Consider the following 24,175-nt stretch of genomic DNA (forward strand, 5'->3'; position numbering starts at 1 on the left):
GGATCTGTGATGAAGAATGTTTTCAAGAAAGTCGGCGCATTCCTTGCCCGGACCTGGGTGTGGAGTCTGCTGCTGGTGCTGGCCCTGGCCTTGCTGGTGTGGTTCGTCGGGCCACTGCTGGCCGTCGCCGACGACAAGTTCTGGGAAGACGCCGCGGCGCGGCTGTTGACCATCAGTGTGCTGTTCCTGCTCTGGGGATTGTGGATGGTGTACGCCAGCTGGCGTGCCAACCATCGCAAGCAGAAGGCGCTGGAGAGCGAGGGCGGGCAAGAGCGTCTGGAGCGTGAAGAGCGCAAGTACGAAGCGGCCAAGGAAATCAGGGCGCGTTTCAAGCATGCCCTGGCCACGCTCAACACCTCGAGCCTGTACGGTGGCCGTCACGACCGCTGGCGTCGTGATCTGCCATGGTACCTGGTGCTCGGCGCCAATGGCTCGGGCAAGACCAGCCTGCTGGAGCATTCGGGGCTGGAGTTTCCCATCAACGCGCTGGAGCGCAGGCGCTCGCAGGACGCGGGCAATGGCGAATACTGCAATTACTACTTTGCCGAGCAGGGCGTGCTGGTCGACACCGGCGGGCGCTTCCTCGAACAGCGCGACAGTGAGCTGGACGGCCATGCCTGGCGCACCTTGCTCGACCTGCTGCGTCAGCGTCGACGCAATCGGCCGCTCAACGGTGTGTTGATCACCGTACCAATGGATACCTTGCTTGGCGGTGACGCGGCATTGAACGACTTGGCGCAGAAGGTTCGCTCGCGCTTGCAGGAGTTGCGCCAGCGCCTGCACCAGGACCTGCCGGTATACCTGGTGCTGACCAAGACCGACCGGCTGGCTGGCTTTGAGGAATTCTTCGACCAGCAGTCGCGAGAAGAAAACGAACAGGTGTTTGGCGTCACGTTCGGCAAAGGCAAGAATGGCGCCGATACCGAGTTACTGGCCAACGAGTTTCAGGGCCTGCTGCAGCGCCTGGGTGACCAGGTCACCCAGCGCATCCACCACGAGCGCAATACCTTGCGTCGTGCGCGCATCCTCGATTTCCCGCACCAGCTCGGACGCATCGGTGACCAATTGTGCCTGTTGGTGGATGCCGCTTTCACCGGCAACCGCTATCAGCGCGCCAGCCACTTGCGCGGTGTCTATCTGACCAGCGCGCCGCACCATGCGCCGCAGGTCGATAGCGACAATGGCTTCCAGCCCGGTATGCCTGGGCACGGAATCCCGCGGGGGCGGGCGCGCTTCATGCTGCAGTTGTTCACCCGTGTCGTGTTTCCCGAATACGACCTGGCTGGCCTCGACCGCCGTGAGCGGCGCCGCATCAATTGGGGCCAGCGTGCCGTATACCTGACGGCACTCGGCGCGCTGGTGCTGTTCGGCCTGCTGTGGGCAAACAGTTTCTCCGGCAACCATGAGCGTCTGGAAGCGCTGCGTGAACTGGCTCGGCAATGGCAGCATCAGCACCAGAGCCTCGACGGCCGCGACGATGCCCTGGCCGCACTCAAGCCGTTGGATTCGGCCTACCAGGCAGCACGAGTGTTTCCCGACAGTGGCGATGTCTCGCTGCTGCAGCGCGCCGGCCTGTATCAAGGGGGGGCTGCCAACGAGGTGCTGCAACCTGCTTACCAGCGCGAACTCGAGCAAGTCCTGCTGCCGCGCGTCGGCAAGATGGTGGAAGAGCAGATTCGCAGCAACCTGAAGAACCGCGAACGCTTGCTCAACAGCCTGCGTGCCTACCTGATGCTGGGCGATCCCGAGCGTCGAGATCAGGACTGGTTGCAGGATTGGGTGGCAGCCGGCTGGTCGCAGCGCTACAGCGGCAACACCGCCGCGCAGGAGGCGCTCAACGCACACTTCGGGCGCCTGTTGCAGCAACCGTTCGCCTTGCCGCTCAATGATGCGCTGGTGGCACAGGCGCGTCAGGTGTTGCGTGCAGAGTCGCTGGCCAGCGTGGTCTACCGAGTGCTGCGAGAACAGGCCCGCAGTCTGCCCGAGTACCGCCTGAGCCAGCAGTTGGGGCCACAGGCGAGCCAGTTCGTGGGGGTCGACTATGCGATTCCGGGCTTCTACACCTCCCAGGGTTACCAGCAATACTTCTCGGTGCAGGGCGCCAACCTGGTCAACGACATCCTGCGTGACAACTGGGTGCTGGGGGAGGGGCCAGGTATCAGCGACATGGACATGCGACGGCTGATGGTGGCGCTGGAACAGTTGTATTTTCGCGACTACGCCAATTATTGGGGGGAGGCGATCAACCAGGTCGGCTTGATTCCGTTCAGCGACGCGGGGGAAGGCGCTGACCAATTGTCGGCGCTCACCGCCGCCAACTCGCCGTTGTTGCTGCTGCTGACCGAAGTGCGCGAGAACACCCGTTTCCCGACGTTGCCAGAGACGTCAGACGAGGGCGAGCAGGCAGCCGAGGCGGCCGCTGGCAAGGCCGCGGCCAAGAAGCTTGGCAAGAACGGCACTGCCGTGGCTGGCGCGGTCGCCGGCAAGGCCCGTGACGCCCTGGCCAAGCGACCGCTGCCAGACACCGCGCGCATGGCGCTGCAACGGCGCTTCGAGCCGCTGCACCGTTTGCTCGATGACAACAACGGCCCAGGGCCTGATCTGGCGCCGACCCTGCAAGCGCTGAACGATCTGCAACAACAATTGGCCGGGCTGGCGCGCTCCAACCAGGTCGAGGAAGCTTCGTACCAGATGGCCAAGGCGCGCATGTCGGGCCAACGTGACGCCTTGAGCAGCCTGCGCAACGGCACCGCCCGACTGCCACGGCCAGTGGCGGGCTGGTTCAACCTGCTCTCGGACGACATCTGGCGCATGGTCCTGAACGACAGCTACAACTACCTCAACCAGCGTTACCAGAGTGAGCTGTACAGCTTCTATGGCAAGGCCATCGAGTCGCGCTACCCGTTCAACGCCGCAGGCACCGGCGATGTGGCGATCAGCGATTTCCGCGACTTCTTCAAGGCCCAGGGTGTAGCCGACCAGTTCTTCGACAGCTACATGAAGCCGTTCGTCAGTGGCGAGCCAGGCAACTATCGCTTGCGCAGCCTTGACGGCCAGAGCCTGCCGATGACCAAGACGTTCCTTGAACAGATGGGCATCATCCAGGCTGTGCGCCAGAGCTTCTTTGCGCAAAACCCGCAAGAGCCGCAAGTGCAGTTCAAGCTCGAACCGTACACCCTCGATCCATCGGTGAGTCGCGCTGAGTTTCGCTTCGGTGACCAGGTGATCGACTACCGTCATGGTCCGATTGTCTCCACCACGTTCAAGTGGCCGACCGAGGCACAGGACGGCAACAGCAGCCTGACCCTGGAGCAAATCAATGGCCGCCCCATGTCGCTGGAAAAGAACGGCGGCCCGTGGGCGCTGTTCCGCTTGCTCGACCTGATGCAGACCGAGTACCTCAAGGGCCGCGACACCATGGTGGTCAAGGCCAACGTCGGAGGTATGCGCGCCAACTACCTGCTGACCAGCCAGCGCTCGCCCAACCCGTTCGACCTGAACGTGTTGCGTGGCCTGCGGCTGCCGGGTGAACTCTGATGCTGCACGCCAACCCCTGGCGCAGTGCGGCGCGCACAGACGCCGGCAAGGTGCGCGCCCGCAACGAGGATGCATTTCTGGATTGCCCGCAGCATGGGTTGTGGGCTGTAGCGGATGGTATGGGAGGACATGAGGATGGCGATGTCGCCAGCCAGATGATCGTGGCCAGCCTGGCTGAACTGGCCCCTGCCGCCAGTTTCGACGAGCGTGTGGTCGCGGTCCGCCAATGCCTGCACTGGATCAATCGCCGCCTGGGCCAGGAGCTGACAGTGAGCGTCGAGGGCCACGCGCGAATCATCGGAAGCACAGTGGTTACGTTACTGCTTGAAGGCCGCCGTGGTGCATGCGTGTGGGCCGGCGACAGCCGTTGCTACCTGTGGCGTGGGCATCGGCTGTACCAGCTGACCCGCGATCATTCGCTTGCGCAGCAATTGATCGACCAGCAGCGCATGAGCGCCGAGCAGGCCCGTGGCCACCCCTCGGCACGCGCACTGACCCGTGCGGTGGGCGCCAGTGCCGAGCTCAAGCTGGAGGTGCTGGAGTTCGAAGCGTTGCCGGGCGATGTGTTCCTCCTGTGCAGCGACGGTCTCTACGACAGCCTTCAAAGCGATGGTCTCGGCCACGCCCTGGACCTTGCGTCGCCCGCCGATGCCTTGCAGCGACTGTTTGCTACTGCACTGGGCGGTGCGGCGAAAGACAACCTGACCGCAGTGGTGATCCATCAATGAGCGGCGACGCACTGGATATACTCGATGCCCTGGAGCAAGGTGGCGACGCCACCTACTTTTCCTTCACCCAGCCGGCCGGCGAGCCGGATCGGGGCAGCAATGGCAAGGGGCGGCGCAAGCGCCGTGGCAAGGGCAGGGCGGCAGAACCGTTGCCTGCAATCCCGGCAGCCGTCGACGTGTTGCCTGTGCCCGAGCTGTTGGCCGGCCGCTATCGCCTCGAGCGGCTGCTGGGGGCTGGCGGCATGGGCCTGGTGTATCGCGCTCGCGACTTGTTGCAGGAAAGCTACGGTGATCCGCAACCGTTGTTGGCGGTCAAGCTGATGAGCGACCAACTGGCTGCCTCGGCAGACGCCAACGCATTGCTGTTCAACGAATACGCGCTTACCAGCCGCTTGCGGCACCCCAACCTGGTGCGGTTGCATGGTTTCGCTGTCGATCCGCAATGCGGGCGCGCCTTCATCAGCATGGAGTTGATGCGTGGTCGTGCGCTTGACCGCGTACTCTGCGACCAGCCCCTGGGCCTGGCGTGGGCAGAGGTGCGTGAAATAGCCGTGCCGCTGCTCGACGCCCTGGCCTGTGTACACGGCCAAGGGGTGGTGCATGGCGATATCAAACCCAGCAATGTGATGCTCGGCGACGATGGCGTGCGTCTGTTCGACTTTGGCCTGGGCATGGCCGTGGAAGGGCCACTGGCCAGGTTGCCGCATTTGAGCTACGGCCGTTTCGAAGCCTGGACACCGGCCTATGCAGCGCCGGAGTTGTTCGAGGGCAGTAATCCCAGCAGGGCCAGCGACCTGTATGCCGTTGCCTGCGTATTGTATGAGCTGGCCTGCGGCCGTCATCCCTTCGAGCGTGTACCCTCGATCAAGGTCCGCGACCAGGCGCTGAGCTCGCGGCTTTCGGTGCCGCTTGGCATGCCGGCCAAGGCCTGGAGCGCATTGCGTGTGGCGCTGGCGTTCGACCCCGAGCAGCGCCGCGTGAGTGCGGCGCAGTTGCGTGATGCCTTTGCCGCCCAAGGACTGTGGGCGCGGCTCAGGAGCATGCGCAACACTCAGTCTTCCTGAGGGGTTGTAGCACCGAAGCCATAGCCGCGCAGCATGCCCTGGCGCAGGCCATTGCCCCAGGCATACAGGTGCGCCTGATGCGCAGCGGTCCAGTCCAACGTGTTGCGCGCCAGGGTTAACACCAGGCTATCGCTGTTGCCCGCGGTCAGTCCGAATGCCGGTACCTGTGACTTGCCCGTAAACAGCGCCATGCTGCCCAGTAGCAACACGTACAGCGCCAACAGTTTCAGGTATACGCCCGGAGGCTGCGGCAGCCCCAAACGCAGCAGGTACGCCAGCGTTCTGAACAGGTGCACCACCAACCCGATGCTGATCAGCAGCACGGTGACGCCTGGGGTTACCAAATCGCGGTAGCTGTCACGGCCGAGGGTAGAGAGGTCGTTGCTGGCCTCGACGCGTTGCTTCATCAGTTCGCGGGCGTCGTATTGCAGTGCCGGTCGGTAGACTGTGAGCGCGAAGGCTTCCTTGGTCAGGTAGGCATACAAAGTGATGCCAGCGGGTAGGGCCAAATCCTGTCGCCATTGGGCCTGGATGGCGTTAACTGCCAGGAAGCCCGTCCGCGTCAGGCCGGGTTCGATCCAGCCGGCGTCGATGCGTTGCTGGAGTGTTTCGGCGTATCGGTTACGTGCTTCGCGCCGCACCTGCCTGGCGACCGCCTGGTTGAAGCCGCGGCGGTCATCGGGGCGCCAGAGGTCGTTGACCGGAACGTTCATCTGCTCGCGTAGCACGTGGCGCACAGGTTGCCACTCAGCGAGCGGCAGGTTCCATGGATTGAGGGTGCGACCACGCTTGGTGAGCAGACGCAGGTAGTCGGTCCAGGCCTGGCCCTGGCGCTGGAGGATGGCCAGGCGGCTGGTTGCATCCGCGTAGAACTGGCTAGCGCGTCGGTACTGGCGGTAATGGTCCTCCTGCCTGCCGGTGGCTTGCAGGTAACGCTGGTAATTACGCTCCAGGCCCCCGCGTCGTTGGTCGGCGAGCTGCTCGAAGAACGCCTGCGGCGTGAGGCCGTCTGTCAGCGCCACTTGGGGACTGTCCGGTAGCAGCAGGGCCAATTCGGCCAGCCGCCATTTGCCCTCGGGGCTTTGCAACTGCGCGGGCGTGGCGGTCTGGCCGTCGATGCGCAGGTCATGTTCGAGCATGCGGTTGAGCAGCGGCATACCGAAGGCTGCCTGGGCTTGTTGGCTAGGGCTGGTGCGCTCGACCAGGCTATCGATCAGCAGGCGCTGGGCCTGGTTGCCAAGGTACAGGCAGCTTGTGCAGGTCAGCAGCGCCCACAACAGTGTGCGACCGAAGCCCCAGTTCAGGCGCAGCCCCTTGCGCAACAAGCAGCTCAATGCCAGCAGGGCCAGGGCGAAAGCCCCCAACCATTGGCCGTGGTCGGCGAGGCGTTGCAGCACCGCATGCGGCGCCAGGCTGCCGATCAGGTCGGTGATCTGCGCCAGGTATGCCAGGGCAAGCAGCAGGTACATCGCGCTTGGCAGCAGCATCAATTGCGCCAACAAACGGCCCTGGGCGCGCGTCAGCGGCAGGCTGCCGCCCCATAAGGCACGGGTTATACGCTGCCAGGGAGAGAGGTCTTGGCGGGTCCGTTGCAGTAGGGCGCCGAGCATCAGGCGTGGCCTGCTGGCAGAAAACGGGCAGGGCAGGGTGAAGCAGTAACGGAAGTGGTCACGCGCGGCGTTCCTTGTCGAATCGGTAGAGCATCCATGAGTGCGGCACGATGGTAGCACGTTGGTTTTGGTGGCGGCCGGCTTGCTGCATTTCGCGATGGCTTTTACAGCTTCGGCGCACTCTCCTGAGTCAACTGCGCAAGAAGTTGCGCACTCAAATGTCGATATACCTGTGCAAACATTCCTGTAGGCCTTAAGAAATATCCGTTGTGGCAGATGACGATGCCACCGCAGGCGTTCGATGCGATTGCCTGGTACCACTGCGATCACCTCGGCACGCCGATGGTCGCCGTGTGGCAGCACGAATACGACGCCCTCAACCAGCGCGCCAGCACCCTCCGCCCGGATGGCCACAAAGTCGGCTGGCTCACCTACGGCAGCGGCCACCTGCTGGGCATGACCCTCGACCACCACGAGATGCTCGCCTACGAGCGCGACGACCTGCACCGCGAAGTGGTTCGGCAGCAGGGCAACCCCAGGCCTGGGACCTGGTCGGGCGTTTGCAGGAGCAGTGGCTCGGCAGCCACGACAGCCCATCCACGCTGCTCAAGCGCCAGTACCGCTACGCCGTCGCCGTCCAGCTCACCCACTCCACGCCACCCGACGCGGCCCGTCGGAGTACCAGTAGTACCTGCTCGACCGCCCGCTGTAAGCCGATCCACGGTGTAACGAGTTGATGGACAACCGACTGCGAATACGTCGGTGCCGACTACCGCTGCGATGTACAAGGCGGTGGCGAATGCGAGTCCTTTCAACCTGTGCAGGTCACCCTTTAGCATGGCATCCAGGTCGGCCCGTAAGCGGACCCGCCACTCAATTCCGTCCCCTCTAAATGACCTAATGCCGCCCTTGCCCTATGCAGCAGTACACACTACCAACGCATCTTCACCCCCAAACTCCCAATCAACCCATTCAAGTCATTCCCATCCACATCACTGCTGTAATCGGCACTGACAAACAGCGCCACGGACGGGGTGACCCTGGCTACTAGTCCCAAGCCTAACTCCACCGTGGTCGAGTAGCGCGAGCTGGAAATCTTGTCGACCTGGTCCAGCTTCACCGAGTCGGCGTTGCTGAAGTCGTACCAGACGTTGGTCCGCACGTAAGGCTCGATCGGCATGCCGCGCACGGCGTAGCGGCCGGACAACTTGGCACCGACCCGGCCGCTCCAGCTGGGCTGGCTGTCGAAGGCCTGCAAGGTCTCTTCCTGCACTTGGCTGCCGGGGAAGAATTGTTGGTTGATCAACTGTGCCTGTGGCTCGATCACCCAGCCGCCTCCCAACTTGATCGGGTAGCCGCCTTCCACCGAGAAGGTCATCGCGTGGCCGCTGTCGTCCAGGCGCTGGCCGCTTTCGCCACGGCCGTTGACATCAATGCGCGAGCCCATGGCCACGGCATCCAGGTGCCAGCCGCGATCATGGGTCATGCTCCAGTACACCCCCAGGCTCTCGCCGCTGAGGTTGACCGCATTGCGCTGCTTGTCGCCAAGCAACGGGCGCATACCGTTGAAGGTGCTCTGCAGGTTGTTATGGCCAACGAAGATTCCCGCCCGGTGCACATTGCCCGCCGAGGATTCACGTACGAACAGGTCCGGGCCGATCATCAATTGCTGGCTGGGCGCTTCGAGCTGGTCTGGCGGCTGCGCGCCCTGGCGTTGCACGCTGGGGAAGAACTGCGACCATTGGCTGGCGACCAGGTCCGGTGCGGCCTGCCCGTGGCGCTCGCTCATGCGATCGGAAAACTCGTTCAGCGTGCCCAGGGTGAGGCCGACGGCGCTCACCGGGTCGAGTGACAGCTGTGGCATTGACGGTTGTTGCAGGAAGCGGTCGAAGGTCGGGTCGTCCTGCAATTCAAACGCCAAGGTTTCCACAGGGGTTGCCAGAAGCAGCGACGTGGAAACCGCGTAGAAAATGCTGTCGAAACGCCAGGGATTCGAGGTTCTTTTCATAGCGGATCTCCTCATTTTTTGTTGTACAGCCCAAGGACCTGGCCTGTTGTCACGAGCTGTACGGCAAAAACAGAGGGCGACCCAAACCAGCACGCCAGCTTTAGCAAGTGCGCACGAAGGCGCGAGCTAGAGGCCCGGCGTGATTTTTTACGCGTAGTGATAATGTTCAGCTAAGGAGAGGTCGGCGCTTGCGTCAAGAAAACGTGAAAGTCCCGTTCATGCCTTGGTGATTGGCTCAACGCTATGAATCTATTGATAAAAATTGTGGGCATAGCGATGTTCGCTATTTGCCGATCGGCGGCTATGCCGAATCATTGTTAGGGCTAGAGCTCAAGCTCCACCGCCGCTTGGGCGGTGGCGCCCGTTGGGTCTATTCATCTTCTCGTTGGAGCACCATCAGCAGCACCGAGCGGCCTTTGACTTCGAAGGTCGTATCGAACTGCAGATGCTGGGGTTTGCGCATCTCGGGCCTGTCGGTGTTGATCAGGCAGCTCCAGTAATCGCCCTCGGGTACGGCCGGTAGCAGGAACGGTACGGTGTCGTGGTAGGCATTGACGATCAGCAGGAGGGTAGCCTCCGAACCGGGGCGGGCGATGCCGCTCACCTGGGCGCGACCGTCCATTAGCATCCCCAGGCAGCGGCCATGGGGGTCTTCCCATTGTTCTACGCTCATTTCGCGGCCATCCGGTGCCAGCCAGGTGACGTCCTTGACCCCGATCGCTTCGTTGTAGTCTCCGACCAGGAAACGTGAGCGGCGCAGCACCGGGTAGGCCAGGCGCAGACGGGTCAGGCGTTTGACAAAGGCCAGCAGCTCTTCGCCTTCTTCGTCTAACTCCCAGTTCACCCAGCCGATCTCGCTGTCCTGGCAATAGGCGTTGTTGTTGCCATGTTGGGTCCGGCTGAACTCATCGCCGGCGACGATCATCGGGGTGCCCTGGGCCAGCAGCAAGGTCGCGAAGAAGTTGCGCATCTGCCGGGTGCGCAGGGCATTGATGGTCGGGTCGTCGGTCGGGCCTTCGGCCCCGCAGTTCCATGACAGGTTGTTGTCGGTCCCGTCCTGGTTGTTCTCGTCGTTGTCTTCGTTGTGCTTGTGGTTGTACGACACCAGGTCGCGCAGGGTGAAGCCATCATGGGCGGTGACGAAGTTGACTGAGGCATAGGGGCGTCGGCCACGGTTGTTGAACATGTCGCCCGAGGCGGTCATGCGCGAGGCGAAATCGGCTAGCTGGCCTTCGTCACCCTTCCAGAACGCACGCACGGTATCGCGGAAGCGGTCGTTCCATTCCGCCCAGCCCGGTGCGAAGTGACCCACCTGGTAGCCGCCGGGGCCGCAGTCCCATGGCTCGGCGATGAGCTTGACCTGGCTGAGCAGCGGGTCCTGGCGGCAGGCGACGAGGAAGCTGTGACGTTCGTTGTAGCCGTCGTGGTAGCGCCCGAGAATGGTCGCCAGGTCGAAGCGGAAACCATCGACGCGCATCTCGCCGGCCCAGTAGCGCAGCGAGTCGGTCACCAGTTGCAGTACGCAGGGGTGGCTCAGGTCGAGGGTGTTGCCTGTGCCGGAATCGTTGATGTAGTAGCGCTTGTCATCCGGCATCAAGCGGTAGTACGAGGCGTTGTCGATGCCGCGCATGGACAGCGTCGGACCGAGTTCGTTGCCCTCGGCAGTGTGGTTGTAGACCACATCGAGTATCACCTCCAGGCCGGCATCATGCAGGTGAGCGACCATCTCCTTGAACTCGGCGATCTTGCCGCTGGCTAGGTAGCTGGGATGCGGCGCGAAGAAGGCGATGCTGTTGTAGCCCCAGTAGTTGTTCAGGCCTTTTTGCAGCAGGTGCTGGTCGTTGACGAAGGCATGGATCGGCAGCAGCTCGATGCTTGATACACCGAGGTCCTTGATGTGCTTGAGCAACTCGTCATTGGCAAGGCCGGCGAAAGTGCCGCGCAGAGCTTCCGGCACCGCCGGGTGACGCATGCTGATGCCCTTGGTGTGGGCTTCGTAGATGATCGTGCGCTCCCAGGGCACCAGCACACGCTGATCGCGGCCCCAGGTGAAGGCAGGGTCGATCACCTTGCACTTGGGCACGAAGGGCGCGCTGTCGCGTTCATCGAACGACAGGTCGCCGTCGGGGTGGCCAATGGTGTAGCCGAACAAGGCTTCGGACCATTTCAGGCCACCGACCAATTGCTTGGCATAGGGGTCGATCAGCAGTTTGTTGGGGTTGAAGCGGTGGCCGTTCTCTGGCTCGTAAGGGCCATGCACGCGGTAGCCGTAGACCAGCCCCGGATGCGCGTCGGGCAGGTAGCCGTGGTAGATCTCGTCGGTGTACTCGGGTAGCTCGATGCGCTCCAGTTCCTCTTCGCCGCTGGAGTCGAACAGGCACAGTTCGACTTTGCTGGCGTTGGCCGAGAACAATGCGAAGTTGACCCCCAGCCCATCCCAGGTGGCACCAAGGGGGAAGGGCAGTCCTTCGCGGATCCGCGATGGGGCGACAGAGCGGGTTTTCTTTGGGGTGCGGGGGCTCATGGCAATCCTCGAGGGCCTGTGTGGAGGGAAATGTAGGCGGGCTCATCACCGGCAAGCTGGCGCCTGCAAAAGGGCAAGGGCTGGCTACCGGCGATGAGGCCGAGACTGATACCGATTCAGCCGGCAGTGGGCTTTTTCACCGCGCGCGGCTTCTTCACCGGCGCCGGCTTTTCGGCCACGGCAGGGGCTTTAGGTTTGGCCGGGGCGCGCTTGCGTGGCGCCGCCTTGGGCGCCAGGGACTCGGCTTCCGCAAGCTTGCGCGCCATGTCCCAATGGCGTTCTTCCTGGCCTACGGGTTTACCTTCCGACTCCCAGATCTGATAGGCAAATTCGCGAATACGCTTTTCATCGACGCTCATCATGACGCTCCTGATGTTCAAGATTGTTGTATCAACAGATTGACCGGAAACTTCGCCAGTACGCTGTTCAACATCAGCTCCTTACAAGGGCTGACCGCACCGGTGGTGAAAAGTCCCGTCGTATTGGCAGGCGACAAGGCAAACGGCAGGATCAGCCGGGTGTCGTCCCAGTTCTGCGCTGGGATCAACGGTGTAGGGGCATCGCCAAGCAGGCTGCTGGCAAGGCGTGGGGCAATCACGATGGCGCGTTCATCTTCGCCCAGGCGGGCGAAGGCCACGACCTTGTCGGCATGTCGGCCCTGCACGGTCAACGGCAGGTAGGCTCCGCGACGGAACAGCGCGGAGTGTGCCTGACGGCAATCCAATACCTGCGACACCAGCGCCTGCTTGATACGTCCGTCGCGCCAGTGCATGAGCAGCGCGTCGAGCGGTGTGGCAGCGTCCAGGGTGCGACGCCTGCAAGCGTAGTCCACGGGGCGGCGGTTGTCCGGGTCGACCAGGCTGAAATCCCAGTACTCGTTGCCTTGGTACAGGTCGGGCACGCCGGGCACGGTCATGCGCAACAGCGTTTGTACCAGGCCGTTGAGAGCGCCAGGGCAGGCGATCAGGCGCACCGCGTCGGCCAGCGACTGGCGCAGCTGCTGGTTCTGGCGGTCCAGCAGCAGGCTATCGACGTAGGCTGCACAGGCCGTTTCGTAGGCTGTGTTCGGCGCATTCCAGCTGCTGCGAAGCTTGGCCTCGCGCAGCGCTTTCTGCTGCCACTGACGGATACGCTCGGCATAGCTGCGCAGCGCGGCATCGTCGTGCAGGTCGAGCTCCAGTGGCCAACTGCCCAGCAGCGTCTGGAATAGCAGCAACTCATCGCCGGGACTAGGGGCCAGGCCGTCCTCCAGCGACTCGCGCAATGGGGCGGCGAGTTCGCGCCAGTGCTCGACGCGGCTGGCCAGCCAGGGCGCGCGCTCGCTGAGCACGGCCAGGCGCGCGCGGCAGTCCTCGCCACGTTTGTGGTCATGGGTGGCGGTCGTCAGCAGGTTGTCGGGGTAGTGGCGCAGCCGGCGTTGGGCCTGGCTGTGGAACTCGGCCGCATCGGCATAGAACCGTTCGGCCTCGAAGCCTACATCGTTGCGCGACAGCAGGCGGCCGCTGCGGTAGAAGGCGGTGTCTTCCACCGCCTTGGCGGCGCTGGGGGCGGTGAGCTGCTGGAAGCGCACGCAGGCATGGCGCAGGTGTTTGCGTGGCTTGCCCGCAGGCAGGTGCCGCCAGGGCTGGCCGCCCAGCCATTGTTCGAGCTGCGCCAGCAGCGGCCAGTCGGCTTCGCCGAGATCCTGGCGGGCACCGGCAAGCGCCTGCTGAAAGAAAGCTTCGTCTTCGGCCGGGCGCCCGCAGGCATTGAAGTACGTGCGGTAGACTGGGTAATGCGCGACCAGCGCCTGCACGGCGCGGCGGATCGCGCCCAAAGTCAGGTCGCGGGTCATCAGGTCGTCGCGGGCGACCTGAAGGAGGGCTTGGGCCACCGACTCGCAGTCGCCGGCCAGGCTGGCATTGAGCACCAGGTGCCGCGCCTGGCGGACCTCTTCGGGGAAGTCGGGGCGTTCGCTGATGCTCGACCACAACTCGCTAAGCGGCGCCTCGCCAGCGGGGGCGTGCTGCAGCAGCGACACCTGGTTCATGAACTCGTAGCCGGTGGTGCCGTCGGTCAGCCAGTCGCGATGCAGGTGCTCGCCGGCGCCGAGAATTTTTTCCACGTAGATCGGGAAATGCTCGACTGCCGCGTTCACGGGGCGCCGTGCCAGCAGACGATCGACCCGCCTGCGCAGCTTGCGGCAGTACTGGCGCGGATCGGCCAGGCCGTCGATATGGTCGATGCGCAGGCCGTCGACCAAACCGCGCTCGATCAGCTCGAACAGCTTGGCGTGGGTAGCCTCGAACACCACGGCACGCTCGACCCGCAGGCCGCCCAGTTCGTTGATGTCGAAAAAGCGCCGCCAGTTGATGTCGTCGGCGGCGGTTCGCCAACTGGCCAGGCGGTAGGTCTGGCGTTCGAGCAGCGCGTGCAGGTGCTTGAAACCCGCTGTGCTGCGGCTATCGAAGGCCTGCAGCGCGGATGCCAGGTCGGCACCATCGGCGACGCAGCGTGCCAGTTCTGCCTGCAAGGGCAGGGCAGCGTGCAGGGGCTCGTCAGCCAGGTGCAGGGCGGCGAAGCGTGGGGCCAGGGCCTGCAACTGGGGGTCAGGACTCTGTGCGAGGACCCGGCCATAGTCCACCGGGCAGATCGGGAAACGGTGGTCGTAGTGGGCGATATGCAGCACACCGTGCTGATCATCGAAGGTCAGCGGTATTTCGCCGTTCTTCAGTGCCAGCCCATAGTCGTTGCCGAGGAAGGGCAGCAACAGTTGCCCGGCCAGTAGCGGGTCGCTGGAGTGCCACTGGATGTCGAAGAATTCGGCATACGGGCTGCGCCGTCCCCAGGCCAGGAGGCTCTGCCACCAAGGGTTGTCGGCCCCGCCGACGGCCATGTGGTTGGAAACGGTGTCCACGATCAGTCCCATGCCGTGCTGGCGCAACGCGCTCACCAAGCGCTCAAGGGCGGCCTCGCCACCCAGTTCGGGGTTCACGCAGGTGGGGTCGACCACGTCGTACCCATGACGTGAGCCGGCGCGTGCCTTGAGGAGGGGGGAAGCGTAGAGGTGGCTGATGCCAAGCCGGGCGAAATACGGCACCAGCGGCACCGCATGGTCAAGGGTGAAGTCACTGTGAAATTGCAGGCGCTGGGTGGCGGTCAATGGCTTCATCGGTCACGCTCCCAGGCTTGTTCGCGCGCCTGGGCCAGTAGCTCCAGGCGACGGGAGGCATCTTCATCGTCGAGCAATTTGCCAACGGGCTGGGCAAAGCGACGGCGCCAATTGGGGTGGCTGTGAGTGGTGCCCGGCAAGTTGGGCTGTTCGTCGCTGCCGAGCAGGTCTTCGAGGGGCACCAGGACCAGCGGTGCGCGGGTGTGGCCAACGAAGCGGATGGCGGCGTCGATGATGGCGGCGTTGTCTTTCAAGGAACCGTAGTTGGCCTCGAGGATGTGGCGCAGGCCGGCTTGTTCTTTCTGTCGCTCATGGCGCCAGTGCAGTTCGGTGGCAGCGTCGATCAATTGCAGGCGGTGGTTCCAGTCGATGTCGCGGCTTTCCAGCCAGCCGGCCAGAGGTGCCAGGTCGTGGGTGCCGGTGGTGGCCAGCGCGTTGTCCGGCCAGTCGAGGATCGCTTTGAAGTGCCCCGTCGATGTCTGTTCGAACGGCAGCACACGCATGCCGAGTATGGCTTTTGCGGCCAGTCGTTCGCGCAAGCCATCAGGGACGGTGCCGAGGTCTTCGCCAAGAATGATCGCGCGATGGCGTACCGATTCCAGAGCCAGCAAGCGCAGCAGGTCGTCCACTGGGTATTGGAGGTAGGCCCCTTCGGTTGGCTTGGCACCTCGCGGAATCAGCCACAAGCGGCGTAGCCCCATCACGTGGTCGATGCGCAGGCCGCCGGCATGGGCCAGGTTGGCTCGCAGCATCTCAATGAAGGCGCGATAGCCATTGCGCTTGAGGCCCTCGGGGGAAAAGGCGCAGATGCCCCAGTCCTGCCCCGAGCGGTTCAGGATGTCGGGCGGAGCACCCACCTTGAGGTCGGCCAGCAGTTCGTCCTGGCGGCTCCAGGCCTGGCTGCCGGCCCCGTCGGCACCCACCGCCAGGTCGGCGATCAAACCTATCGCCATGCCATTGCTGCGGGCCGCGGCCTGGACGCGTTGCAGGCCGCGCTCGGTCAGCCATTGGCAAAATGCCTGGAACTCGACCTCGGCCTGATGGGCGTCGGCGAACGCCTCGACTTCAGGGTGATAAGGGTCGTGCCAGGCACTTGGCCAGGCTCGCCAGTCAGCGCCCAGACCTCGTGCCTTGGCCTGGATCTGTAGCACTTCGAAGCGGCAGTGGTGCTCCAGCGCCTGGCCACCGGCGGCGCGGAAACTGTCGAAGTCCTCGCGCAGCGGGTGATCGCTCTGGCTGAAATCCCGATACAGGGCTTGCAGCAGACGTTCATGGGCATCGGCTGCGCGGGGCCAGTCGACCAGAGGGCCTTGTTCCAGGTCTTCCAGGATGTGTTCAAGGCCGCAGGCCTCGATGGCCATGCGCACGGCGCGCTCGCCGAGCAGTGCGGCGGGGCTTGAATACAGGGTGTTGAGCAACAATCGGCTGGATGGCGAGTAGGGGCTGTAGTGCTCCTGGTCGATGGCCGAGAGTGCATGAACCGGACTGATGGCCAGGGCATCGGCACCGCGTTCGGCGGCGCTGCGAGCGAGTTGCTCAAGGGCCAGGCAGTCACCGAAGCCACCGTCGCCGTCGCGGCGCAGGCTGTAAAGCTGCACGGCCAGGCCCCAGCAGCGTGGCGGCGGTTGCGTCACGGCCTCGTCCAGGCTATGGCAGCGCAGCGGTGCCACAGCCAGGGTGAAGCTGCGGCTGTCGATGTCCACGGTGTGATAGCCGATGGGCAGGTCACCGGGCAGGCGGGCCTGGGCGTCCAGGGTCAGCAGGCGCTGGCTGCCATCCTCCAAGGTGCAATGGGCCTGGGTTGCGGCGCTGAAGTAGCGTTGCAGTGGCAACGGCTGGCCGACGTCGGCAGTCAGCAGCGGCGGTAGGTGCTCGCTGTCTTCGGCTGCTTCCACGGCCCGCAGGCTGGCCAGGACAGCGGCATCGTCCTGGGCGCAGTGGCCCAGGGCTTCGAGCACGTTGCGCAGCACATCGTCGCTGACCTGCTGGGGCCTGGCGTTGGCGTCGATCCAGTCGCGGGCCAGACCGACGCGGGCAGCCAGGCGGTGCAGTGGGGTATCGCTCATGGGCGCTCCTGACCAGGTGTGAGCAGGCTGACCACGCAGCTGTAGGCGGCCAGGTGGGAATCGGGGTGGGCACTGTCGCTGGTGTCGAACACGCGTTGTTCGAAGCCGGGCAGTCCGACCGGTTGGGCGGTGTCGGCCAGGTTCAGGTCGATACGCAGGGTATTGCCATTGCCCAGGCGCCAGCGGGCGGTGAGGGCTTTTTCGCCGAGCACCTCGGCACCCAGCGCACGGCAACCAGGTAGCTGCGGGATGATGTAGCGGTGGCGCAGGTCGAGCAGGTGCTGGTAAAGACCGTGCCAGCCGGCGAGCACTTCCTTGGCCAGAGGCCGGGAAGCGTCGAAGGTGTCTGGCGCATTGGGGTCGGGGATCTGCTCGCGTGATTGCGGCTGGGTGAATGCAGCGAAGTGGGCGAACTCGTTGCGCCGGCCCTCGCGCACGGCATCGGCCAGTTCGTCGTGAAAATCAGTGAAGAACAGGAACGGCCGGCAACTGCCGTCGTCGTCGCCCATGAACAGCAGCGGAATCATCGGTGCCATCAGTAACAGGGCGGTGGCGGCGCGTAAGGCCGCAGGCGGGCAGAGCCGGCTCAGGCGCTCGCCGAGGGCGCGGTTGCCGACCTGATCATGGTTCTGCAGGAACAGCACGAACGAGGTGGGCGCCAGGTGCCCGCTGGGCTCGCCCCGTGGGGTGCCGTGGCGGTTGGCCTGGCCCTGGAACACGAAGCCTTCTGTCAGGCAGCGTGCCAACTGTTCGATCGGGCGGTGCTGGTAGTCGGCATAGTAGCCTTCGGTTTCACCCGTCAGCAGTACATGCAGGGCATTGTGGCTGTCGTCGTTCCACTGCGCATCGAAGCCTTGTTCCAGCAGGAAAGCCTGGTTGTGCTCGTTCTCCAGCACCAGCCAGACATGCCGGCCGGGGGAGACGGCTGCGCGCACCCGTTGTGCCAACTCGCGCAGGAAGTCGGGGTGGTCGATGGCGTGCACCGCATCCAGGCGCAGGCCATCGCAGCGGTAGTCGCACACCCACATCAGTGCATTCTGAATGAAGAACTCCCGCACCTCGGGGCGACGGAAGTCGATGGCCGCGCCCCAGGGGGTGTGTTTGTCCTCGCGGAAGAATGGGCTGGCATAGTGGTGCAGGTAATTGCCGTGGGGGCCGAAGTGGTTGTAGACCACATCCACCAGCACCATCAGCCCCTGGCCGTGGGCCTGGTCGACCAGCGCGCACAGTTGCTCTGGGCTGCCATAGCTGTGCTGGGGGGCGTAGGGGAACACGCCGTCGTAGCCCCAATTGCGCGTGCCGGGGAACTGCCCGAGGGGCATCAGCTCGATGGCGCTGATACCCAGCTGTGCCAGGCGCGGCAGCTGCCGGGCAACCCCGGCATAGCCATCGAGCACACCCACGTGCAATTCCTGGATCACGGCCTCGTGCCATGGTCGACCCTGCCAGGGGTGCTGCCAATCATAGGCGTGCGTATCCACCAGTTGGCTAGGGCCGTCGACCCCCTCGGGCTGGTAGCGTGATGCCGGGTCGGCTACCCATTGCTCGCCGTCGATACAATAGCGATAACGGTCACCGGCCTGGCACTGGGCAACCCCGGTGTACCAGCCGTCGTTCTCCGGCAGTAGCTCGATCGCCGGCTGTTGCTCCAGTTGAAGGCTCACGCTGCGCGCATCCGGCGCCCAGAGGGCGAAGCGCGCCGACGTGGCGTCCAGCAGGTGTGCGCCATGCCTGTGCATCTTCGGCCTCCGCTCTAGTGGCTGAACTGTGCCTGTTTGACCAAGTCCTCGTAGAGGCGGGCGTAGGGTTCCACCGCCTGGCACCAGTTGAACGGTTGGGTCATTGACAGGCAGCGCATGGCATTGAGCAGGTCCGGTTTGCCGTAGACATAAAAGGCTCGGCTCAAGGCTTCGCGGTAGCTCTCGACCGTCGACTCGTCGAACAGGAAACCGGTGACACCGTTTTCGATGGTGTCGGCCAGCCCGCCCGTATTGCGTGCCACTGGCAGCGAGCCGAAGCGCTGAGCGTACATCTGGCTCAGGCCACAGGGCTCGTAGCGAGAGGGCATGAGCAGGAAGTCGCTGCCGGCGAACATGCGCCGGGCATCGGTTTCATTGAAGCCGATGCGCACGCCGATACGGCCGGGGTGGCGCAGGGCCAACTCACGCATGGCTTGCTCTTCTTCGGGCTCGCCACGGCCGATGATCGCGATCTGCCCGCCCTGTTCGACGATGTAGTCGGCGACGCCCAGGGTCAGGTCCAGACCTTTCTGGTACACCAGCCGCGAAACCACGGCGAACAGTGGGCCTTCGGACGGTGCCAGCCCGAACAGCTCACGTACCTCTTGGGCATTGCGCGCCTTGCCGTCCCAGTCGTTGATGCTGAAGTTGTGCTGCAGGTACTTGTCGGTGGCCGAGTCCCAGCTTTCGTCGATGCCGTTGGGGATGCCGCCGAGCAGGCCTTGCTGGGCCTTGCTGGCGAGGAAGCCATCCAGGCCGCAACCGAATTCGGGGGTGGTGATTTCCCGGGCGTAGGTGGCACTGACCGTGGTGATATGGCTGGAATAGGCAAGGCCTGCCTTGAGGAATGACAGCTTGCCGTAGAACTCCATGCCTTCCTGCTGCATGGCGTGCTCGGGGATCGCCAGTTCCGGGCTGCAACCGCGGCTGTAGACCCCTTGATAGGCGAGGTTGTGGATGGTGAACAGGGTCGGCGTGTTGAGCCCGCGCCAGTGCATGTAGGCGGGAGCAAGGCCGGCCGGCCAGTCATGGGCATGGACCACCTCGGGCTTCCAGTGGATCATGCCTTCGCCGGCAGCGATCTCGGCTGCGGCCAGGCCCAGGCGGGCAAAGCGGATGTGGTTGTCAGGCCAGTCGCGGCCGTTGTTGGCACCATAGGGTGTGCCGTCGCGCTGATACAGTTCGGGGCAGATCAGCACATAAATGACCAGCCCGTCGGCCAAGTCCATGCGGCCGATCTTGCACGGCGGCAGGGCCGCGTGACCGCCCAATTCGCCAACGATGTGAATGGGGTTGTCGCTCTCCATCACCTGGCGGTAGCCGGGGATCAGTACCCGGACATCATGCAGGTGAGCAAGCGCCCGAGGCAGTGCCGCGGACACGTCGCCCAACCCGCCGGTCTTGACCAGGTCGGCGATTTCCGAGGTGACGAACAGGATCTTGCGCTTGTTGGGATTGTGCTGGCGCTGGGCGCCAGGTGCCTTGGCTGTCGTGGCGAAGTCCGGGGTAAGCGGCTCGCGATTGTCCGGTTTGAATGAATCTACATGAGGTTCGACAGCGGCACTGATCATACTTCTCTCCGTCCCTATGTTTGGTCGGGTGCTGGCACCCTTTGCGTTATGTCGTGCTGGTTCTCTCTGAATGCGTTTCTTCGTAGTGCAGTCCTTGCCCCTGAGTCGTGCGCGCAGGCACTGCGCGATCGGCATTCCGGCCGAAAGCGTTTGACTGAATGGGGTGGGTAAGCCTTAGCGTGGGAAGTCCCTTTGCAATGGCCTGTTTACTCCATGACCCGCCGCCTTTTCAGAAAGTTCGACTTTTTTTCCGTCGCTTTTCTACACAGCAAATGGCGGGCCGAAATCAGAGTGTAGGAGACAGGGAGATAAAAAGGTGACCCGTCGGTCACTTTCGTTATGACGCGCGTTAGACGCAAACGTTGGCGTATGTGACAGGATGTGAATGGTGTGTTCCAGGGTGGGGCAGGGGCCAGAAGTGCGTGCGACATGATGTGTCGGCAAATAGCACCTCGCACCGTTTTGGTGCGTCATGGGGAGGGTGTAGGCGGGCGTATAAAGCACGATGTGAAGCAGAGTGGGAGCCAGGAGAGCCCCCACGACAGGGTTCAATCAGACGCTGACGGCTTTGCCACCGTTGCGGCTTTGTGCCAGTTGCAGGTTCAGCAGGGCCACCTGCTGCTTGAGTTGGTCGCGTTCTTCTTTCAAGCGAGCCAGTTCGTCGCGGCGGACGCTTACATATAGGGTCTGGACGGGAGTAGCAGGCATCAAGGTACCCATTGCACACCTCGCAATTGGCTAGTGACGTTTTAAGCGTAGACGCTCGCGCGGCGCGCATTCTGAATTCTTTCTGCCGCGTTGGGAACTTTTTTGTTTATGGTTGTCGCGCCGTTCGTCGGTGAACCTCATGGCGGAGCGCTGGACTAATCTGAACACCTGAACCGCCTTGTCATCCATTTCTAAGGGGAGCGTCGGCACATGCAACTGGGAATCGTCGGGCTGGGCCGCATGGGCGGCAATATCGCAAGACGGCTGATGCGCGCAGGGCATCGCACCGTGGTCAACGACCGCAACCGTGAAGCCATTACGGCACTGGAGGGGGAGGGCGCGCAAGGCGCGCACGACCTCGGCGCACTGGTACAGAAGCTGAAGGCACCCCGCGCAGTATGGGTAATGCTGCCTGCGGGCGAGCCGACCGAGCAGACCATCGCCCAACTGGCCGACATGCTTGAGCCGGGCGATGCGATCATCGACGGCGGCAATACGTTCTACAAGGACGATGTACGCCGCGCCGCCGAACTTGCCAAGCGTGGGCTGCATTACCTGGATGTCGGCACCTCGGGTGGCGTGTGGGGCCTTGAGCGTGGCTACTGCATGATGATCGGCGGTGAAAAAGAGGTGTTCGAGCGCCTCGAGCCGCTGTTCAAGGCCCTGGCGCCCGGTGTCGGCGACATCCCGCGTACCCAGGGGCGCAGTGGTGAGTACCAGCGTGCCGAGCACGGCTACATCCATGCAGGCCCGCCCGGCGCCGGGCACTACGTGAAGATGATCCACAACGGCATCGAATATGGGCTGATGCAAGCCTACGCCGAGGGCTTCGACCTGCTGCGCAGCAAGGGCGGCAATGAGCTGCCAGAAGAGCAGCGCTTCGACCTCGATGTGGCTGAAATCGCCGAAGTCTGGCGCCGCGGCAGCGTCGTCACCTCCTGGCTGCTTGACCTCACCGCCGATGCGTTGGTTGCCGATCCGCAGCTCGCGCAGTTCAGTGGCTCGGTGTCCGACAGCGGCGAAGGGCGCTGGACCATCGACGCCGCCGTCGAGCAGGCCGTGCCGGTGCCGGTGCTCTCCAGCGCCCTGTTCGCCCGCTTCCGTTCACGCCAGCAGCAGGGGACTTATGGCGACAAGATCCTTTCTGCCATGCGCCTGGGTTTCGGTGGCCACATCGAGAAGAAAGGCGAATGACCAGACCGACCATTCCTGCTGCCCCCCCTTGCACCCTGTTTCTGTTCGGCGCCAACGGCGACCTGGTCAAGCGCCTGCTGATGCCGGCGCTGTACAACCTCAGCCGCGACGGGTTGCTCGACCGTAACCTGCGCATCGTTGGCGTCGACCACAACCCGGCCAGCGCAGAAGACTTCGCCGAGCGCCTGCACCGCTTCATGCTCGAACGCGACCCCCAGTGCCTGGACGAAAAGCGCTGGCAGCGTCTGGCCAAGTCGCTGGATTACCAGACCGGCGATTTTCTCGATCCGGCCACCTACACCGCCCTGACCAAACGCATCGACAAGACCAGTCATGGCAACGCGATCTTCTACCTGGCCACTTCGCCACGATTCTTTCCTGAAGTGGCCCAGCGCTTGGGTGAGGCCGGACTGCTTGACGAGCGCGCAGGGGGCTTTCGCCGGGTGGTGGTGGAAAAGCCGTTCGGCACCGACCTGGCCAGCGCCGAAGCCTTGAACGCCTGCTTGCTCAAAGTGATGAGCGAGCGGCAGATCTACCGCATCGACCACTACCTGGGCAAGGAAACGGTGCAGAACATTCTGGTCAGCCGCTTCTCCAACGGCCTGTTCGAGTCGTTCTGGAACAACCACTACATCGACCACGTACAGATCACGGCGGCGGAGACCGTCGGCGTCGAAACCCGGGGGGCGTTCTACGACCATACCGGCGCACTGCGCGACATGGTGCCCAACCACTTGTTCCAGCTGTTGGCGATGGTCGCGATGGAGCCGCCGGCAGCCTTCGGCGCCGACGCTGTGCGCAGCGAGAAGGCCAAGGTCATTGGCGCCATTCGGCCCTGGTCGACGAAGCTTGCGTTGAAGAATTCGGTGCGCGGCCAGTACACTGCTGGCAAACAGGGCCGCAAGCGCCTGCCCGGTTACCGCCAGGAGCCCAATGTTGCCGAAGACAGCCAGACCGAGACCTACGTCGCGCTGAAGGTGATGATCGACAATTGGCGTTGGGCCGGTGTGCCGTTCTACCTGCGTACCGGCAAGCGCATGAGCGTGCGTGATACCGAGATCGCCATCTGCTTCAAGCCTGCACCCTATGCTCAGTTTCGCGAGTCCGAGCTGGAGCGGCCGAAGCCCAACTACCTGAAGATCCAGATCCAGCCTAACGAAGGCATGTGGTTCGACCTGCAGGCCAAGCGCCCTGGGCCGGAACTGGTGATGGAGAACGTCGAGCTCGGGTTCGCCTACAAGGATTTCTTCAAGATGACCCCGGCCACCGGCTACGAGACGCTGATCTACGATTGCCTGACCGGCGACCAGACCTTGTTCCAGCGCGCCGACAACATCGAGAACGGCTCGCGCGCGGTGCAGCCGTTTCTCGACGCCTGGGCCACGGACGGTGAAGTGCATGCATACCCGGCGGGCGAGGATGGCCCTGAAGCGGGCAACGAGCTGTTGGCCCGGGACAAGCGTGAGTGGCACACGCTGGGTTGACCGACCGCTGGCCCCCTATTGCGCCAAGGTCCAGGCCATCACAGCATGAAGCCGCATAACGGCTGCCTGCATTCCCTGCAAACCTGTTAGCCTTGACAGGTTTCAGGCGTTTTGGACAGGCCATGGCCAACCACAAGATCGAAATCCGTCGGCGCAATGTAGAGAAGATTCTGCAGGCGGCCGAGAAAGTGTTCGCCGAGAAGGGATTCGGCGCAACTTCCATGGGTGACATTGCCGAGCAGGCCGAACTGCCGCGCTCCAATCTGCACTATTACTTCAGCACCAAGGACGACCTGTACCGCGCGGTATTGCAGGACCTGCTGGACGTGTGGAAGCAGGATGCGCTGTGCTTCGAAAGCTTCGATGACCCCCGGGTGGTGCTCACCAGTTACATCCGCGCCAAGATGGGCCATTCGCGTACCCGTCCGTTGGGTTCGAAGATCTGGGCCGAAGAAATGCTGCATGGCGCGCCGCTGTTGGGGGCTAGCCTGGATGAAATCCTGGTGCCCTGGGCGCAGCTCAAGGAGGCGAAGATCCGCCGTTGGGTGGAGGAGGGGCGCATCCTGGCGGTGGAGCCATCGGCGCTGTTGTACATGATCTGGGCGGCGACCCAGCACTATGCCGACTTCGGTTACCAGGTGGCCCTGCTCAATGGCGGGGAGCCGCTGTCGGACCTGGCATTCGAAAGTGCGGTGCAGACGGTGACCTGTGTGATCCTGCGCGGAATCGGCCTGGAGCCGTGACGCGGATCGCCGGCAAGCCTGCCCGTACAGGGATCGCTACACACCTGT

Annotated in this window: 15 protein-coding genes and 1 pseudogene; 7 read left to right on the plus strand and 9 right to left on the minus strand. The window is 63.7% G+C overall.

Translation table 11 applies throughout. The features are described 5' to 3' along the window. The first annotated feature begins 9 nt into the window (after positions 1-9). Genes tssM through IF103_RS09395 form a run of 3 tightly spaced genes read left to right on the plus strand, consistent with a single transcriptional unit; the run spans position 10 to position 5,329 of the window. Positions 10-3,537, plus strand: coding sequence for a type VI secretion system membrane subunit TssM (gene tssM / locus IF103_RS09385; protein WP_186598357.1), 3,528 nt, complete (start codon positions 10-12; stop codon positions 3,535-3,537). Then, positions 3,537-4,265, plus strand: a complete 729-nt coding sequence (locus IF103_RS09390) for a PP2C family protein-serine/threonine phosphatase (RefSeq protein ID WP_023380007.1) — start codon at positions 3,537-3,539, stop codon at positions 4,263-4,265. Before tssM ends, IF103_RS09390 begins: the two co-directional genes overlap by 1 nt. Beyond that, positions 4,262-5,329 (plus strand): serine/threonine-protein kinase, encoded by a 1,068-nt coding sequence (locus tag IF103_RS09395; protein WP_023380008.1) that lies wholly within the window; start codon positions 4,262-4,264, stop codon positions 5,327-5,329. Before IF103_RS09390 ends, IF103_RS09395 begins: the two co-directional genes overlap by 4 nt. Here the strand turns inward: IF103_RS09395 and IF103_RS09400 are convergent. After that, positions 5,317-6,939, minus strand: coding sequence for a hypothetical protein (locus tag IF103_RS09400; RefSeq protein ID WP_186598358.1), 1,623 nt, complete (start codon positions 6,937-6,939; stop codon positions 5,317-5,319). The two genes, IF103_RS09395 and IF103_RS09400, sit on opposite strands and share 13 nt — an antisense overlap. A gap of 333 nt (positions 6,940-7,272) precedes the next feature. On the opposite strand from IF103_RS09400, the pseudogene IF103_RS09405 reads away from it, so the two are divergent. Continuing rightward, positions 7,273-7,624: pseudogene (locus IF103_RS09405) on the plus strand (hypothetical protein); the annotation flags it as partial. 246 nt (positions 7,625-7,870) lie between these two features. Here IF103_RS09405 and IF103_RS09410 read toward each other — a convergent pair. From IF103_RS09410 to IF103_RS09445, 8 genes are all read right to left on the minus strand, one after another. After that, a complete protein-coding gene (locus IF103_RS09410) occupies positions 7,871-8,947 on the minus strand; it encodes an autotransporter domain-containing protein (protein WP_202676048.1) in 1,077 nt (358 codons plus the stop codon). Between the two features lie 370 nt (positions 8,948-9,317). After that, entirely contained in the window at positions 9,318-11,471 is a 2,154-nt protein-coding gene (gene glgX / locus IF103_RS09415) for a glycogen debranching protein GlgX (RefSeq protein ID WP_104881923.1), read from the minus strand. Between the two features lie 116 nt (positions 11,472-11,587). Further along, positions 11,588-11,833, minus strand: coding sequence for a DUF2934 domain-containing protein (locus IF103_RS09420; protein WP_027907028.1), 246 nt, complete (start codon positions 11,831-11,833; stop codon positions 11,588-11,590). A 14-nt stretch (positions 11,834-11,847) separates the two neighbouring features. Then, positions 11,848-14,622, minus strand: a complete 2,775-nt coding sequence (locus IF103_RS09425; RefSeq protein WP_104882584.1) for a malto-oligosyltrehalose synthase — start codon at positions 14,620-14,622, stop codon at positions 11,848-11,850. Next, positions 14,619-16,688 (minus strand): 4-alpha-glucanotransferase, encoded by a 2,070-nt coding sequence (gene malQ / locus IF103_RS09430; protein WP_104882583.1) that lies wholly within the window; start codon positions 16,686-16,688, stop codon positions 14,619-14,621. The genes IF103_RS09425 and malQ overlap by 4 nt, the downstream gene beginning before the upstream one ends. Then, on the minus strand, positions 16,685-18,427 hold the full coding sequence (gene treZ, locus IF103_RS09435; RefSeq protein ID WP_202676049.1) for a malto-oligosyltrehalose trehalohydrolase: 1,743 nt from the start codon (positions 18,425-18,427) through the stop codon (positions 16,685-16,687). Before treZ ends, malQ begins: the two co-directional genes overlap by 4 nt. A 14-nt stretch (positions 18,428-18,441) precedes the next feature. Further along, on the minus strand, positions 18,442-19,998 hold the full coding sequence (gene glgA, locus IF103_RS09440) for a glycogen synthase GlgA (protein ID WP_023380017.1): 1,557 nt from the start codon (positions 19,996-19,998) through the stop codon (positions 18,442-18,444). Between the two features lie 552 nt (positions 19,999-20,550). After that, complete coding sequence (locus tag IF103_RS09445; RefSeq protein WP_023380018.1) at positions 20,551-20,718, minus strand: DUF6026 family protein; 168 nt, start codon at positions 20,716-20,718, stop codon at positions 20,551-20,553. Positions 20,719-20,916: 198 nt separating this feature from the next. Between IF103_RS09445 and gnd the strand changes: the two genes are divergently transcribed. The 3 genes from gnd to IF103_RS09460 all read left to right on the plus strand — a co-directional run bounded on the left by gnd (position 20,917) and on the right by IF103_RS09460 (position 24,127). After that, a complete protein-coding gene (gene gnd / locus IF103_RS09450) occupies positions 20,917-21,900 on the plus strand; it encodes a phosphogluconate dehydrogenase (NAD(+)-dependent, decarboxylating) (RefSeq protein ID WP_023380019.1) in 984 nt (327 codons plus the stop codon). After that, the gene (gene zwf, locus IF103_RS09455; protein WP_202676050.1) at positions 21,897-23,384 is read left to right on the plus strand and encodes a glucose-6-phosphate dehydrogenase; all 1,488 of its coding nucleotides are present in this window, start codon (positions 21,897-21,899) and stop codon (positions 23,382-23,384) included. Before gnd ends, zwf begins: the two co-directional genes overlap by 4 nt. A gap of 122 nt (positions 23,385-23,506) precedes the next feature. After that, a complete protein-coding gene (locus tag IF103_RS09460) occupies positions 23,507-24,127 on the plus strand; it encodes a TetR/AcrR family transcriptional regulator (protein WP_023380021.1) in 621 nt (206 codons plus the stop codon). The last annotated feature ends 48 nt before the right edge of the window (positions 24,128-24,175 follow it).

This window comes from Pseudomonas sp. SK2, assembly GCF_016772395.1.
GTDB classification, from domain to species: Bacteria; Pseudomonadota; Gammaproteobacteria; order Pseudomonadales; family Pseudomonadaceae; genus Aquipseudomonas; species Aquipseudomonas taiwanensis.